The organism is Candidatus Frankia nodulisporulans, from assembly GCF_902806475.1.
GTDB classification, from domain to species: domain Bacteria; phylum Actinomycetota; class Actinomycetes; order Frankiales; family Frankiaceae; genus Frankia; species Frankia umida.
In genome coordinates this window covers 1-16,070 of sequence record NZ_CADCWS010000081.1, presented here as the reverse complement: position 1 = coordinate 16,070, position 16,070 = coordinate 1, and the positions used below count along the sequence as shown (strand labels likewise).

Genomic DNA, 16,070 nt, shown 5'->3' with positions numbered 1-16,070 from the left:
TCCGCGCGATCGTGTTCGCGAGCGTCCTGTTCGCGGTGATCGTGCTCGTGTGCGGGGTGGAGGTCGGCCTTCGTTCGGCAGCGGCGTCTCCGGCCGGCACGTCGGATGCGGCGCGGGTCGCGTCCAGCGTGGTGTCGGCGTTGCTGGCGTCCCTGGCGACCTTTCTGCTGACCGCGGTCGCCTTCGGTCTCACCCGGTTGCGGGGCCGGGCGGCGAGCGGCGGTGGGGCCGGCTGGCGCGCACCGGGGCGCGACGAACTGACCGGGCTGCCTGACCGGCGGCATCTGCTCGACGTCGCCGGGCGCTGGCTCGGCGGGGGAGGACACCGCTCCCGCGGGGTCGCCCCGGTCGGGCTGCTGCTGCTCGATCTGGACGGGATGCGGGATGTCAATCTGGCGCTCGGACACGAGCAGGGCGATCGCCTGATCGCCACGGTCGGTAGCCGTCTGCGCGCCGCGCTGCCCGCGTCCACCCTGTTGGCGCGGATCGACGGGGACGGGTTCGCCGTCCTGCTCCGCGGGATCGACGCCGCCCGCTGCGAACGGGTCGCCGCGGACCTGCGGGCCGCCCTCGAACCACCGGTCATGCTGGCGGCCACGCCGGTCCGGCCGGACGCGAGCATCGGCATCGCCCGGTCCCCGCAGCACGGCCGCACCGTGCACGAACTGCTGCGGCACGCCGAGCAGGCGATGCACGCGCACAAACGTGCCCGGGACGGCCAGCCCGGCGAGGCCCCCGTCAACCGGGCGCGGCTGCTGCTGCGGGCCGAGGTGCGCCAGGCGTTCGACCGTGGCCAGATCGAGGTGACCTACCAGCCCAAGGCGGACCTGCGCAGCGGCCGCATCAGCGGGGTCGAGGCCCTGGTGCGTTGGCGTCATCCGGTCGACGGCCTGCGTGGGCCCGGGTCGTTCCTCACCGAGGTCGACCGGGCCGGGCTGATGCCGCGGCTCACCCGGTTCGTGCTCGACCAGGCGCTGGCCGACTGCGCGCGGTGGCGGGCCGGGGGGGTCTTCCTTACCGTCTCGGTGAACGTGCCCGCGTCCGTCATCGTCGAGACCTCGTTCGTCGATGTCGTGCGGATCGCGCTGGCCCGACACCGGCTGCCGTCCTCGGTGCTGGTCATCGAGCTCACCGAGGACACCCTGGTCGAGGCCCGGGACGCGGCGCGACGCACCCTGGTGGGGCTGCGCCGCCACGGCGTGCGGGTCAGCCTCGACGACTACGGCACCGGCTTCTGCTCGCTGACCTACCTGCGGGAACTGCCCGCGGACGAGGTGAAGCTCGACCGCACCTTCCTGCGGGATCTCGACGCCGACCCGGCGGCCGCGGAGATCGTGCGGTCCACCGTCCGGCTCGCCCACGCCCTGCGGATGCGCATCGTCGTCGAGGGGGTCGAGACGCAGCGCTCCTGGCAGACCCTCGCCGACTGGCAGTGCGACGAGGTGCAGGGCTTCTTCATCGCCGGTCCGATGGCCGGCGACCGGATCGTCATCTGGCTGGGGGAATGGGCCGCCCGGCTCTCCGCCCGGCCGCTCACCACCGGGCCCGCGCTGAGCGCACCGCCGTCGGTGGCGGCCGCGGGCCCGGCGGGACGTGCCGTCGTCGGGCCGGCGACGACCGGGGCGACCCGGTGGGCCGCCGGCTACCGGGTCGCCCCGGTCGACCGCGCCGCGTCCTGAGCTCAGCCGGGTCCGGCGTCGGCGGTCGCGGCGGTGTCGAGGCGCAGGGTGAGGTCGGCGGTCGCCCGGATCTCCCGGGCGGTGTCGCCGGGTGCGCCGGTGACCAGCCGGGTGCAGATGTCGCGGTACATCGCCGGGTAGGCGTCCAACCGGTTGACCCGGCGGCGGCGCAGCAGCCGGGAGCCCGCCTCGGCGGTGTAGCGGGCGCCGTCCACGATGGTGACGGTGACCCCGTTGGCCCGTAGCTCGGTGTGTTCGCGCAGCCCGTAGCGGCTCCCGCCGGCACTGGTCAGCACGAGGGACAACGCCGCGTCGTTGGCGAGTTCCACGTACACGGTGTAGGTGCCGCCGCGGGCGACCGACACCGTCTGGCGACGCACCGGGGCGAAGTCGTTGAGCCACAGGAAATGGTCGATCCAGTGGCAGCCGTTGCTCACCAGCCGGCTGCGGGAGGCCGGCCAGCGATACCAGTGCCGCGCCGGCAGCGGTTCCTCGAACACGACCGCGCTGTACAGCATCGGCTCGGTGGCGTCGGCGAGGCGCAGGTCGGCCCGTAGCCAGGCGTTCATCGGGGAGTACCGGCGCTGGAAGCAGGCGAACAGGCGGCCGCCGGCGTCCAGATGTTTCTCGAGTTCGTCCAGGTCGGCCTCGGTGGTGACAACCGGTTTCTCGACGATGGCGACCGCGCCGCGCCGCAGGGTGGCCAAGGCCAGCGGCGCGTGGGTGTGATGGAAACCGGCGATCAGGTCCACATCGGTCGGCTCGTCCGGACAGGGCAGCGGTGAGGTGTCGAACGTGAACCGGTCGTTGCGCCGGGTACCGATCTGGACGGGGTCGACCTCGTGGATGCGGATCAGGTCCAGATGGTCGCGGACGTGCGGGACGACCTGGGTCTTCGCATAGTGACCGAGGCCGAACAGGGCGGCGGTGGGTCGGCGCCCCCCGGCGGGTGTCACCGACCGGGTGTCCGGCGGCGCCTGCCGGCGGGGGGCGCGGGTGGCGACGGCGCTGGTGGCGCGAAGCAGCTGGTCGTCGCGGCGGGGACCCTGCCATTCGATGGCGAGCCAGTCGACCAGTCGGTCGACGCTGGCCGGGTCGAGCGGCGCACCGGACGCCGGCGACCAGCCGATCAGCGCGTCGTCGACGTCCGGCGGGGAGGTGGCCGGTCGGGCCCGTCGCACCAGTGGCGCGTCCGGGGCCCGTCCGGCCCGCGGGCGGGTGCGCACCAGCCGCGGGTCGAGCACCACCCGTTCCATACCGGCGGGATGGGCGGGCGCGACGAAGGCGACCGTGGTCCCCACCGTCAGCGGATCCCCGCCGGGGGCGCTGGACGTGCCGCGGGCATCGGATGGGCCGGGGCTGTCGGGGGGCAGGATGACGCCGAGGCCGACCGCGACGTGACGACGGTTGCGGCCGCGTTCCTGGAGCCGGCTCAGGCCCTTGCGGGCGACGGCCTGCACGCCGAACTCGCGGGTGTAGGCGGCGAGTTCCCGTGGGCCGCCGGCGCGCACGAAGTACTGGCCGTCCACCGGGAACAGGGTGATCCACAGCGTCGGTCGGATGCGCACGCCACCGGCGACCGTCGTCTCGTCGAGGTAGCCGTCCACCCAGCGGTCGGCGACGAGAATCCTCATCCGACCTCCGCGCCGTGCCGTGACACCCGCGGTGCCCGGTCGCCGCCCTCGCCCTGACGCGGCACGCGCCCGGCCGGCTCCGGCGTCGGCCCGGTGCGCCACACCTGACAGGCCTGGGCGAGCAGCGACATCGGGCCGGTCAGCGCGTCGTCGATCATGCTGGCGCAGGCCTCGAAGCGGGGACGGCCCTCATCGATGGGGTCGGTCAGATCGTCGAGTTCGGCCGGCACGATCCGTCCGGTGGCCCGGGCCCGCAGGGCGGCGGCGACGAGTAGCTCCCCGGCTGGACGTACCGGCCCGATCGGCAGGTCGGCGAGTCGGACCGCCGAGGTCAGCCGGGCGAACTCGCGCAGCGTGAACGTGCGTCGCAGGGCCCGCGGACACTGCGTGACCACCGCCGAGCGGTGTTCCCGGGTCGCGCAGAGCACCAGGTCGCTGCGTTCGACCAGTTCGGGGGTGAGCCGTCGGCTGTGGAAGCCGGTGGGGTCCAGGCCCCTGGCCCGCAGCAGTTCGGCGGAGTGCCGGTGCATCGCGTCGCCGGCGCGGGCGTGCACCCCGGCGCTGGCGATCGCCAGCTGCTGGGCGACCCCGGCGGCCACCGAGCTGCCCCGCCTGGCCGGGAAGTAGGCGGCGGCGAGATGCTGCGCCAGCGGCGAACGGCAGAGGTTGCCGGTGCAGACCATCAGGACGGTCCACGGACCGGTCCGCGCGGGCGCGCTCATGACCCGTGTGGGGCGGTCGGCCCCTGCGCGGCGGCTGGCTTCTGAGTGGCGGCTGGCTTCTGAGTGGCGGCTGGCTTCTGAGTGGCGACGGGTGTCTGGTGGGGGGCAGGGGCGCGGCGCCAGTAGACGCCCGTCCAGTCGACCGAGACGATCTGCTCGTCGATGCCGTGGGCGGCGCGGTAGTCGTCGACGGCGGCGCGGCAGCCGGGCACGGCGCCGTAGTCGTCCACGATGCAGAAACCGCCCGGGGCGAGCTTCGGGTAGAGGGCGGTGAGCGCGTCGATGGTGCTCTCGTACATGTCGCCGTCCAGGCGCAGCACCGCCAGCCGCTCGATGGGTGCGTGCGGCAGGGTGTCGCGGAACCAGCCCGGCAGGAACTGGACCTGGTCGTCGAGCAGACCGTACCGGCGGAAGTTGTCCCGTACCTGGTCGACGGAGACGGCGAGCGCGCTGTGCTCGTGATGGCGGTCGCCGGCGTCGGCGGCGTACCGCGGGTTGGGCACGGGCAGGCCGGCGAACGAGTCGGCGACCCACACCGTCCGATCGTCGACGCCGTAGGCGGCCAGCACGCCGCGCATCAGGATGCAGGCGCCGCCGCGCCACACCCCGGTCTCGATCAGGTCGCCCGGCACCTCGTCCCGGATCACCTGCTGGACGCATTCCTGGAGGTTGCGCATCCGCAGCTCGCCGGTCATGGTGTGCGCCAGCCGCGGCCAGTCCCGTCCGTCGCCGCGATGCTCCGGCGGTGTCCGGCGGACGATCTCCATGCCCTGGCGCTGGACGGCCCGGGCGACGAGCCGCCGGGCGTTGCCCCGTGGCTCCCACACGCTGCCGTCGCCGCCGTCCCACAGGGTGAAGGTCAGCGTGGAACGGAGCAGGTCAAGATAGCGTTCTGTGATCGCGGTCTGGTCCGCTCGGGTGGGGCTCTGCGTGGTCATCACTGCTCCTGGAAGGTCCGGTGCTCCTGGACGGGGAGGTTTTCTGCGCTCGGCGGTGCCGCCTGCCGCGGATACGTGGTCTGGCTGCCCCCGGCGCCATCGGTGCTGTCACCGGTGCTGTCGGCGGGGGCTCGGTGGAGGGTCGAGGGTCGGGGATGTGCGCCGGGTCGGCGGCGGCCGCCCGGGTGAGCAGGCGTGCGCAGGCGACGTACAGCGCGGCGGCGGACGCGGTGTACGTCGCGCCGGAGACGACGGCGACGGTGCCGAGCCCCCCGTGGTGCAGCGCGAGCAGTAGTCCGGCCACCGTCGCGACGGCCACCGGTACCTGCACCGTCAGCACCGTGCGCGCCGTGCGAAAGCCGAGCAGCACGTGGATGAGCAGGTAGTCGACCGCCTGCGGGATGGCGGCGAGCACCAGGACGCGGGTGGCCGTCGTCGCCGGTGCGAAGTCGGCCCCGTAGACGAGCCGGATCGCCAGCGGTGCCACCAGCGCCACCGGGGTGGAGATCACGGTGGCGAGCCCGAGGGTGGCCAGCGTCGCCCGCCGCACCGTGCGGGCCCGTTCCCGCGGGTCGACGAGTGTCCGCAGCCGGCTGAACACGACCATCCCGGTGGCCTGGCAGATCGTGGCGCAGGCGGTGGCGAACGCGACCGCGACCCCGTAGAACGCGACCTCCCGGGCCGGCCGCAGGGTCGCCACCAGCAGCAGGTCAAGCTTGTAGATCAGCTGTGCGCCGACGACCGTGCCGTACGCCCCGAGCGCGCCCCGCAGGAACGCCCGCGACGGCAGCACCCCCCCACCCGGACGCCCGGGGACCCGACGACCGGACGCATCGGACGCATCGGGTGGACCGGATGGACCGGGGTGGCGCAGCACCTGGAGGTGGTAGACCAGCGGCGGCACCAGGGACGTCAACGCCATCGCGCCGAGCCACCACACGGGACTGTGCTGCCCGACGACCGCGTAGAGCACGAACACCGCGAGTGTTCCCGCCGCCGGGACCAGCCGTACGACCTGGAACTCGCCCCCCATCCGGCCGCGCCGCTGGGCCAGGCCCGCCGCGTTCGATCCGACCACGGTCGCCGCCGCGAACAGGCTCGCCCCGACCACCGCGAGCAGCCCGAACTGGAGATCATCACGATGCCCGATTCCGCTGGCGGCGGCCGCGCCGAACAGCGCCGCGGCGATGGCGGCCACCATCGCCGCGTGCGCGAGCAGCGGGGCCAGCAGCCCCTCGTCCGCGCCGTCGTCGGTGACCAGGGCCTGGGAGACCCCCAGGCTCAGCACCATCGCGAGCATGCTCGCCCAGGTCTGCAGGGTGAGCAGTTCCCCGCGTCCGGTTGGCCCGAGCACCCGGGCCGCCAACGCACCGGTGGCCGTGCCCAGCAGCAGTGTTCCCGCGTTGCCCGCCAGCACCGCTGCCGTCGCACGGGACAACCCGCCGCCGCCCACCGTGTCCACCGGTGCCGCGTGCGCCGCCGCCTGGTCGGACGTCAGTGCCTGGTCGGACGTCAGTGCCTGGTCGGACGTCAGTGCCTGGTCGGACGTCAGTGCCTGGCCGGACGCCGGCGGCGGGTCGGACGTCGGCACTGAGCTGGACGTCATCGGTGCGACCCGCCTCCCCGCCGACCGCCGGGCTCCCATCGACGTCCACAGCGTGTGCCGAAGGCCGCTCCGGGCAGCCATTCTTACCAAGAGTGTTCTTTACTTGACGCACTGTAGGCATAGCTGGCCGCTCCGTGGCGGCGCCGCGCCGCGCCGCGTGTGCCGCCACCGGTGGGCTCCCGGGTACAGCGGACGGCCGTCCGCGTCGTGTGCGTGCGTCAGCGTGGGAGCGGGGCCGGGTGGGTGGCCGGCTGGGCGAGCACGGAGACGCGGTGTCGATCGTCGAGGTCGGGGGTGCCGGGGCGCAGCGCCGTCAGGGAGGTGCGCAGGGTGAGGGGAAGGGCGGCGTCGACGGTGAGCTCGGCGCTCAGCGCCGGCACGGTGCGCTCCCAGCCGAGGGCACGGGGGGTGGTGCGCAGCCGCCACTGGCCGGGGACATCGGTGTGCAGCAGCAGGTTCCACCCGAGCGGGGTGACGAGCACCGGTCGCGACGGGAACGCCGATGCCTCTGCCGGGGGGTCCGGGGCGAGGGTGATGCCGGGGGCGAAGTGCAGACGCAGGGTGATGCGGTGCTGGCCGGTTCCGCCGACGCGGTCGCGCAGGACGAGACCGTGCTGGTCAAGACGCCACAGGCGCTGGTGGTGCGGCGCGCCGGGCAGATGCCGGTAACCGTCGTGACCGGCGGTGACGGTGGCCGCCGTCGGCGTGCGGTGCAGGGCGGCGGCGCTGGGATGGGCCCGGCGCCCGGCGCGGAAGGCACCCCAGACCTCGGTGGAGTCGGTGTCGTCCACGGTGATCGTGGAGTGGGCGGCGGTGCCGCGTTCGTGGTCGCGGCGCGGGCCGGGCGCGTAGGTGGAGGTTCCCGGGTCCACGAGGATCGGCTCGGCGTCGAGCCAGAGCAGAAAGGCCAGGGTGTCGGCGTGGGCGTGGGCCGGCAGGCTGTCGGGGCAGGGGAGCCCGACGTCGGCGAGCAGATGCCAGTCGCCGGCGGTGAGGACGGCGAGTCCGCTCTCGGCCAGCAGGACGGCCCGGGCCTCGCCCCCCGTCTCGGCCCGCGCCTCGGTTCGGGTGGCGGTTCGGGTGGCAGGCGGGTTCGTGGTGGCGACCGGCGCGGTCACGGGAACCGGTCCGGACGGTGGGGCGGACGGCTGTGGTTCGGGGTGGGGGAACGGGGGGGTCAGCAGCCGGCGCAGGAGCGCGGCGGAGACCGGGTAGCCGTCGTTGAGCAGCGGCACCGTGCCGTCCGGTCCGAGCACCGTGGACAGCCAGCCGCGCATCCGGGTGGCGGCGTCGGTCAGCTCGCGGGGTACCGGGCGGCCCACCGCGGCGAGCAGGCCGGCGATGTCGTCGAGGTCGGCGAGGACCTGGCAGTGGTAGGCGGGTGCCCGCTCGAAGTGGCCGCCGTCGGCGAGGATCTGCCGGTCGATCTGGTGGACCAGGGCGGTCAGCCGGCGGCGTAGTCCGTGGCGGTCACCGGCCGCGATATCGAGGGCGACCAGCGCCTTCAGGTTCTTCAGTAGATGGTTGCCACCGACGTCGGTCTCCTGATGCGTGCGCAGGTACGCGTGCAGGGTGCCAAGGTCGGCGCGCACCGTGGCGCGCGTCTGCGCCATGAGACCCGCGGTGAGACCCGCGGTGAGACCCGCGGTGAGACCCGCGCTGGGATCGGCCGTGGGGTGGTGCGGCGCGGCGAGGATCGGGTGCAGGGCGCACAGGGTCCAGGCCCGCAGCGACGCCACGTAGGGTGACCACGCGACCGGGTGCCCGAGCGGGATCGCTTCTCGCCAGCCCAGGTAGAGCCGGGCGAACGTGGCGCGGCCAGGGGCGCCGTCCCTGATCAGGGTCCATGCCCAGTCCCAGTAGTGCAGGTGGTAGCGCCACAGCAGGGGGGCGTCGGCCTGCTCCCAGTCCCACCCGCGGGCGCCCTGTCCACGGGCGTCCCGCCGGCCGGAGCGCACGAGATCACGGGTGTGGCCGAGCAGGGTGAGCTGGCCCTGGGCCAGCTGTGGGCAGGACGGTTCGGTCAGCGCGATCTGGCCGTCCAGGGGGAGATGGCTCGTGGGCCAGTAGCCGGGCGAGGGGCGGGCCTGGAGCAGGACGGCGGCGAGGCGGGGAGCCTGACGCAGTCCGACGCGCTGGGCGCGTAGCCGGCCGCGGGCGACGACCTGACCGGGACGCAGATGCGCGACGGTGCGCAGGTAGCGGCCGAACTCCGCCGGTGTGCTCACGAGGACGCCCCGGAGCGTCCCGGCGTCGATCGGTGTCCCTCGCCAGGCCGCGCCTCCTGGCGTGGCGGCGGCAGCGCGGCGGCGGTGACGGTGGTGAGGGCGCTGGCGGAGCCGGCGGCCGGGGGAGACGCGGGGTGGGGGGTGGTCAGGCCCATCGCGGCGGCCTGGTCGGCGATGCCGGCCTCGAAGGGACGTGGCTGGTGGCCGAGGTCGCGGCGGGCGGGGCCGATGTCGTAGGCCTTGTCCTCGGCGAGCCGGGCGATCTGCTCCGCCTTCAGCCGTGGCCGGGCGGCGTGCCGTTCGTACCGCTGGGCGAGCAGCAGGGCCGGTCCCAGCGGCACGGACAGGGGATGGACGCGGCGTCCCAACGCGGATCCGGCGGCGGTGACGATGTCACGCAGCGGCAGCGGCCATGGTCCGGCGACGTCGTAGGCCCGGCCGACGGAGCGCTGGGCGGTCACGGCGCGCAGCACCGTCGCGGCCAGATCGTCGACGTGCACCGGCTGGTGCAGATGGGCGGCGCCGGGGACCGGCACCGGAACCGGCGGCAGCCCCACCCGCCAGGACCGCCCCCCCGACCGTCCGGGCTGGGGTGGGGCGGGCAGGTGGGCGAGCAGCGTGAGCAGGCGGGCCATGTTGCGGTCGTCCGCGCCGCCGTAGATCATGGTGGGACGGATGATCGTCCAGTCCAGGCCGCTGGCCTCGATCGCGCGTTCCGCGGCGAGGCGCACCCGTTTGGTCGGCGGTTCCAGCCGGGTGCGGATGCCGGTGGTGGAGACGAACACCGCGCGGTGCAGATGCCCGGCCGAGGTGGCGTCGAGGATCGCGCCGATGTGCCCGAAGCCGAGCGAGGCCAGGTTGACCAGCGCGGTGGCGTCGGCGGCGAGGAAGGCCGCCGCGAGCCCCGCCGGATCGTCCAGGTCACCACGCAGGTCGGTGGCGCCGAGCTCGCGCAGCGTCCGGGCGGCCTGATCGCCGCGTGCCAGCGCCCGTACGTCGTGGCCGGCGGCGACGGCGCGGGCCACGACCCGGCGGCCGAGGAACCCGCTGCCGCCGGTGATGAGGATTCTCATGCCGTCCCCTTCAGGCCACGTCGGGCGACGCCCCGCTCGCCGCCGAACGATGGGCGGGGCTTCGGCTGGCGCTGGGTGGGGACACCGGGCGTCCCCACCGCGCTGGGATCGGGCGGAAACAGCAGGTCACTGTAGGTGTGGGCGAGGGTGTCGCGGTTGAAGTGACGTTCGACGTAGCGGCGGCCGTCGCGGGCCATCCGGGCGCGTTGTTCGGGGTCGGCGGCCAGGCGGGTGATGGCGGCGGCCAGCGCCTCGGCATCCTCGGGTGCGACGACGACCTGGCCCGCGTCGAGCAGGATGCGGGCGGCCTCACCGCGCAGCGTGCCGATGACCGGTTTGCCGGCGGCGAGCAGCTCGAACATCTTCGACGGGATGAAGGTGTCGAACATCGGCACGTCCCGCAGCGGCACCACGCACAGGTCGGCGGCGGCGACGTGGGCGGCGACCTCGGCGCGGGGCACCCCGTCATGCAGGGTGGTGTTGGTCAGGCCCAGCGCACGGACATGTTCGACGAGGCGGCGTTTGTCGGCGCCCTCACCGACGAAGGCGAACCGCACGGCGCGCGCGTCGGCGCGCGGGGACCCGGCCAGGCGGGCGGCGGCATCGGCGATGGAGACCAGCCCGTGGGAGATGCCGTGCGCCCCGATGTACAGGACGAGCGGCTCGTCACCCGGTGCCCCCAGCCGCGCCCGCAGACCGGCGGGGACGGCCTCGGCCGGCCGGAACCGGTCCAGGTCGACGCCGTTGCGCACCACGTGCACCTTGGCGGCCGGGATGCCCCGGCGCACGATGTCGTCGCGAAATCCCTCGGTGACGGTGACGACGATGTCGGCGGCCCGGTAGGCGGCGAGTTCGAGCCGTTCCAGCAGACCCAGCACCCGCCGGTTGGTGAGCACCCCCAGCTGTTCGAAGATCGCCGGCCACAGGTCGCGGACCTCGACGACGAGCCGGGCCCGGCGGCGCCGGGCGAGCAGCCACGCCGAGCCGAGGGGGAAGAACGTCGGTGAGGACACGACGATGACGTCGCACGGCCCGATGCGCCGGCCACCGAGCACGACACTGCTGACCATGAACGACAGATGGCCGAGTGTCTTGCGTGCCACCCCTTCGTTGGGGGTGGCGTAGAGCCAGGTGCGCAGCACCCGGTAGCCGTCCACCCGCTCGGTGCGCACGAGCGCGCCACGGTACTCCGGGGGGATCACCCCGGTCGGATGGTTCGGCATGCCGGTCAGGACGGTGACCTCGAGCCCCTCGGCCGCCCAGGCGCGCGCGGTCTCGGACAGCCGGGCCTGGGGCGCGCCGATCTCGGGGGGAAAGTAGTGGGTGATGATCAGGACGCGGCGACGGCCGGGAGTGGGGGGCACCGTGATCGACCTCCAACAGGCGTCAGGGAACGTGCGAGGACAGGGGAAGCTCTGCGTGGCGGGTCGCGGCGGCCAGCTCGTGCCAGGCGGGACGGCCCAGGGGCAGCTCGAAGTCGCGGTGGCGCAGCCAGCCGGGGCGCTGCGCCTGACCGAGTAGCAGCAGGTCCGCGCGGCGGCACAGCGCGCCCAGCGGTGCCAGCCACTGCCCGGTCGGCGCGGTGACGTCCAGCAGGCCGCGCACCAGCGCGGGTGGTGTGGTGTGCAGCCGGCGGCCCGGCGCGAACGTCTCGTAGAGCGAGCGCACGGTGTGCCCCTCGTACGGATGGGCGACGACGAACGGGGCGTGCTCGGCGGCGAGGATCGCCGCGATCACGGCGCCGACGTTGCCGATCAGGGCGACCGGCACCGGCTGCTCGCCGTCGCCGCAGGTCACCAGCGGATAGCGGCGGCAGAACGCGGCGAAGGCGGCGGTCATCCGACGCCCCGAGCCGTGTACCGAAGGCGGACGGTAGAGGGTGACGGCGACCCGTCCGCGCGCGGCGGCGTCGCGCAGCAGCTGTTCGCCGAGGGTCTTCGACCGTGCGTAGGGGGTCAGCGGCGCGTAGCGCAGCGACTCGTCGAGCACATGGGCACGTCCCTGCACCGCGGCCGTCGAGACGTGCACCAGCCGAGGCACCCCGGCCCGCGCGCAGGCGTCGGCGAGCAGCCGCGGCCAGGCGGCGTTGCCCCCGACCAGCATGGGTGTGCGGGCCGCCCCCGCGGTGGCTATGCCGGCCGCGTTCACGACCACCTCGACGTCGTCGAGTTCGCCGGCGAGCCGGGCGATCTGGTCCCGGGCGGGCGTCCAGGTGGGATGTTCCAGCGTCGCGGCGTCGACCCGCAGCCGCCGGGCCCGGCGTGTCACCACGTCATGCCCGGCCGCCCGCAACGCCACCGTCGTGGCCGTCCCGATGAACCCGCCGGCGCCGAACACCGCGACCCGACTCATGACGCGTCACGCCCGGAGGTCCGCCCCGCCGACGTCCGCCCCGCCGGGGTGCTCGCCGCCGGGGTGCTCGCCGCCGGGCTTCCCGACGTGCCTCCCGACGTGTCGCCGGAGACGCCGGCCGTGGCGCCGGCCGCTGGGCTGGGTGACGCCGACGGTGCCACCCGCTGGGTGGGCAGCGTCGGCGACGGCGTCGCGGCCGACGGTGTGGCCGTGGGCGGCGCGGTGGCGCTCGAGGGTGTCGTGGCGGCGGTGACGGTCGCGAGCGTGACCCGATCGGGCAGACGCAGGTACCCGGCCAGGACCACGGCGGCGGCCAGGTCGGCGGTCAGGCGTCCCGGCCAGGGCCCGAAGGACGCCAGTGACAGCGCGACGACAATCGTGCTCACCCCCGCCACCAGGCCGGTGACCTGCGGATGCGTCCAACCGGCGATGGTGAGGCGCTGGTAGGCGTGACTGCGGTGCGCGGTGTGCCACGGTTCGCCCGCGCGGACCCGCCGCAGCAGCGTCACCGAGGTGTCGGCGAGATACAGCGCGCTCGGGGCGAGCGCCGCCTCCAGTGGGACGCCGACCAGCACCGCCTGCGTGGTCAGCACGGCGATGACGGCGCCCAGGGTGTAGCTGCCGACATCGCCGAGGAAGATCCGGGCGCGGGGAAAGTTGTAGGGCAGGAAACCGAGGGCGGTGGCGGCGACGAGAATGCCACCGGCGCTGACGGCGGGGGCGTCCCGCAGGGCGCCGAGGGCGGCGAGGGTGCCGCCGGCGAGCGCGGCGCTCATCCCCGAGATGCCGTTGATGCCGTCCATGAAGTTGAAGACGTTGACGAAGCCGGTGATCCACAGGGGTGCGCAGACGGTGACGGCCAGCACCGCGGCCAGGCCGGGTGTCGGATCGCCGAGTACCGCGGCGAGCACGGTCATCGCCGTGATGACGAACGCCGCCGCGACATGCAGCGCGAGCCGGCGCATCGCGGTGACGCCACCGACGTCCTCGGCCAGCCCGATCAGGCCGAACAGGGTCGCGGCCGCCGTGAACGGCAGCAGGTTCGGGCCGTCGTGCTTCGCCACCAGCACCGCGGTGAGCACCCCGACGAACAGGCCGAGGACCACGGCCACTCCGCCGCCGCGCACCGTCGGTGCCCGGTGCGAGGAACGCGCCGTGACCTCGTCGATGGCGGCGAGTCGGCGCATCGCGGCGAGCACGACTGGGGTCGTCACCGCGGTGGCGCCGCACGCGGTGACGCATGCGGCGGCGAGCGCTGGCTGCATGCCGTTCCTCCGGCTCTGACACGTCGGGGGGCCTCCGAACGGCCTTCGTCGCTGAATGTAGTGCATCAACTACACTACGCTGCACGATGACGGCCGCGAGTGTTCCGTCGCGGCGACACAGCCGGAAGGGTGCACGCGATGAAACAGGTGGTGCAGGCGGCGTCCGGGGGGTCGGTACGGGTCGTCGACGTTCCCGTCCCGGTGATCGGCCCGACCGAGGTCCTGGTGGCCACGGCCGCGACGATCGTGTCCGCCGGTACGGAGCGGGCGGTGACCGAACTGGCCCGCGCGAGCCTGGTGGCGAAGGCCCGGGCCCGCCCGGACCTGGTCCGCAAGGTCGCGGCGAAGGCGCGCACCGACGGCCTCGGCTCGGCCGTGCGCACCGTCCGGGAGCGGCTGGGCAGCGACGTCCCGCTCGGGTACAGCGGCTGCGGGCAGGTGGTCGAGGTCGGCTCGGCGGTGGCGGGTATCCGTCCCGGCGATCTGGTGGCCACCGGCGGTGCGGGCCGGGCCAACCACGCCGAATACCAGTCGGTACCGGGCCTGCTCTGTGCCCGGGTACCGGACGAGGTCGAGCCCGCCGCCGCCGCCTTCGCCACGATCGCCGCGATCGCCCTGCACGGGCTGCGTCTGGCCGAGGTCGGGCCCGGCAGCCGCGTCGCCGTCGTCGGTCTGGGCCTGGTCGGCCAGCTCGCCGCCCGCCTGGCGCTGGCCAGCGGCTGCGACGTGGTGGGTATCGACCTGGCCGAACTCCCCCTGGCCACCGCCCGGGCGGCCGGGGTGTCGGCGCACGCCGAGGCCGGCGAGGCGACCACCGCCGCCGTGCTCGACTGGAGCCGCGGGCGCGGCGCGGACGCGGTGCTCGTCTGCGCCGCCGGACGCTCGGCCAAGCCGGTGATGCGCGCGACCGCCATCGCCCGCGACCGGGCACCGCTGGTCGTCGTCGGAGACGTCGGCCTCGACCTCGCCCGCACCCCGTTCTACGAGAAGGAACTGACCCTGCGGTTCGCCCGCTCCTACGGGCCGGGCCGCTACGAACGCAGCTACGAGGAGTGGGGCGTCGACTATCCGGCCGGCCAGGTGCGCTGGACGGAGGGCCGTAACCAGGAGGCCGTCCTCGACCTGCTCGCCGCCGGCCGCCTCCAGGTCGACGACCTGGTCACCCACGCCTACCCGATCGACGAGGCCCCGGCGGCCTACCAGCTCGTCGCCGCCCGCACCGAGCCCTACCTCGCCATCCGCTTCGACTACCCGCCCCCGTCCACCCGGCCGAACCTGACGGCCGAGTCGGCCTCGTCGGCCTCGTCGGTTCCCTCCGTCGGATCGGCCACCTCCGCGGACTCCGGTGCGCCGTCCGGTCCGCGGGCGCGGGTGCGGATTCCGCGGCAGCGCGGGGCGAGGGTGACCGCGGCGGCCACGCGGCGGGGCAGCCGGGTGGGCTGGATCGGCGCGGGTGGCTTCTCCGGCTCGGTGCTGCTGCCGGCCTTCCGCGCCGCCGGGTTCGACCAGTTCGTCACGGTCGCCTCGGCCGGTGGACGTTCCGCCCGGGCGTTCGCCGACCGGCACGGGTTCGCCGGTGCGGTGGCCGGGGCCGACGCGGTCCTCGATGACGACGACATCGACGTCGTGGTGATCGCCACCCCGCACGCGACCCACGCCGACCTGGCCGTGCGAGCCCTGACCCGCGGCCGGCACGTGTGGTGCGAGAAGCCGCTGGCGCTCACCGTCGACGACCTCGACCGGGTGGAGCGGGCCGCGGCGCAGGGCGGCGGCGCCCTGGTCGTCGGCTACAACCGACGGTTCTCCCCGGCGCTGGTCGCCGCGCGGGCCGCGCTCGACCATCGGACGGGCCCGCTGAGCACCGTGTACCGGGTCGCCGCCGGACCTGTCCCGGACGGCCACTGGTACCACGACCGGGTCCAGGGTGGACGGCTGCTCGGCGAGGTGTGCCATTTCGTCGACGCCTGCGCGGCGCTCGCCGGCAGCCCCGTCGAGGCGGTCGCGGCGCTCGCCGGACGCGACGGCGAACTGCTGCTCGCCTCGGATCTCACCGTCTCCCTGCGACACGTCGACGGCTCCCTGTCGACGATCGCCTACAGCTGCGCGCGCCCCCGGACCGCGCGCAAGGAGCAGGTCGAGGCGCTCGCCGGCGACCGTCACGTGCAGCTCGACGACTACCGCGAGCTGGTCGTCGACGGGCAGGTGCGGTGGCGCGGCGCCCAGGACAAGGGTCATCGCGAAGCCGCCGCGGCCTTCCTACGGATGTGCCGTGGCGGCGACACCAGCCTCACCGCGGACCTGCTCGCCTCCAGCCGAGCCACCCTCGCCGCCGCCGACGCCCTGGGTGTCGACTCCGCCGTGGCCGTCGACCCGGCCCACGGAGTCGGCTCGGTCCACGGCGTCGACTCGACCCATGGTGTGGACTCGGCCCACGCCGTCGACTCGGCCCACGCCGTCGATCCGGCCCTTCCCGTAGCCCTGAGCTGAGCCCGACCCCCAAGACCATCTCCCTGAAAGGACACTCGACGTGCCGCGTGCGCTGATTACCGGGATTACCGGGCAGGACGGGTTGT

Annotated in this window: 11 protein-coding genes; 2 read left to right on the top strand and 9 right to left on the bottom strand. The window is 74.6% G+C overall.

Going from position 1 to position 16,070, the window contains the following annotated elements; translation table 11 throughout:
* Positions 1-8 precede the first annotated feature (8 nt).
* A complete protein-coding gene (locus G6R24_RS10065; protein WP_225438347.1) occupies positions 9-1,679 on the top strand; it encodes a putative bifunctional diguanylate cyclase/phosphodiesterase in 1,671 nt (556 codons plus the stop codon).
* A gap of 2 nt (positions 1,680-1,681) precedes the next feature.
* Here the strand turns inward: G6R24_RS10065 and G6R24_RS10060 are convergent, their stop codons facing one another.
* From G6R24_RS10060 to G6R24_RS10020, 9 genes are all read right to left on the bottom strand, one after another.
* The gene (locus tag G6R24_RS10060) at positions 1,682-3,313 is read right to left on the bottom strand and encodes a Gfo/Idh/MocA family oxidoreductase (RefSeq protein ID WP_163548999.1); all 1,632 of its coding nucleotides are present in this window, start codon (positions 3,311-3,313) and stop codon (positions 1,682-1,684) included.
* Complete coding sequence (locus G6R24_RS10055) at positions 3,310-3,996, bottom strand: arsenate reductase/protein-tyrosine-phosphatase family protein (RefSeq protein WP_225438346.1); 687 nt, start codon at positions 3,994-3,996, stop codon at positions 3,310-3,312. The genes G6R24_RS10060 and G6R24_RS10055 overlap by 4 nt, the downstream gene beginning before the upstream one ends.
* 35 nt (positions 3,997-4,031) lie before the next feature.
* The gene (locus G6R24_RS10050) at positions 4,032-4,973 is read right to left on the bottom strand and encodes a TylF/MycF family methyltransferase (protein WP_163548997.1); all 942 of its coding nucleotides are present in this window, start codon (positions 4,971-4,973) and stop codon (positions 4,032-4,034) included.
* Positions 4,915-6,579, bottom strand: a complete 1,665-nt coding sequence (locus G6R24_RS10045; RefSeq protein WP_225438345.1) for a lipopolysaccharide biosynthesis protein — start codon at positions 6,577-6,579, stop codon at positions 4,915-4,917. Before G6R24_RS10045 ends, G6R24_RS10050 begins: the two co-directional genes overlap by 59 nt.
* 218 nt (positions 6,580-6,797) lie before the next feature.
* Complete coding sequence (locus G6R24_RS10040; RefSeq protein WP_163548996.1) at positions 6,798-8,807, bottom strand: alginate lyase family protein; 2,010 nt, start codon at positions 8,805-8,807, stop codon at positions 6,798-6,800.
* A complete protein-coding gene (locus G6R24_RS10035) occupies positions 8,804-9,880 on the bottom strand; it encodes an NAD-dependent epimerase/dehydratase family protein (protein WP_163548995.1) in 1,077 nt (358 codons plus the stop codon). The genes G6R24_RS10040 and G6R24_RS10035 overlap by 4 nt, the downstream gene beginning before the upstream one ends.
* A complete protein-coding gene (locus G6R24_RS10030) occupies positions 9,877-11,244 on the bottom strand; it encodes a glycosyltransferase family 4 protein (protein WP_163548994.1) in 1,368 nt (455 codons plus the stop codon). The genes G6R24_RS10035 and G6R24_RS10030 overlap by 4 nt, the downstream gene beginning before the upstream one ends.
* A 22-nt stretch (positions 11,245-11,266) precedes the next feature.
* Complete coding sequence (locus G6R24_RS10025; RefSeq protein ID WP_163548993.1) at positions 11,267-12,232, bottom strand: NAD-dependent epimerase/dehydratase family protein; 966 nt, start codon at positions 12,230-12,232, stop codon at positions 11,267-11,269.
* Entirely contained in the window at positions 12,229-13,497 is a 1,269-nt protein-coding gene (locus G6R24_RS10020) for an MraY family glycosyltransferase (protein ID WP_225438344.1), read from the bottom strand. Before G6R24_RS10020 ends, G6R24_RS10025 begins: the two co-directional genes overlap by 4 nt.
* Before the next feature lie 138 nt (positions 13,498-13,635).
* On the opposite strand from G6R24_RS10020, the gene G6R24_RS10015 reads away from it, so the two are divergent.
* A complete protein-coding gene (locus G6R24_RS10015) occupies positions 13,636-15,984 on the top strand; it encodes a bi-domain-containing oxidoreductase (protein ID WP_163548991.1) in 2,349 nt (782 codons plus the stop codon).
* Positions 15,985-16,070: the final 86 nt, after the last annotated feature.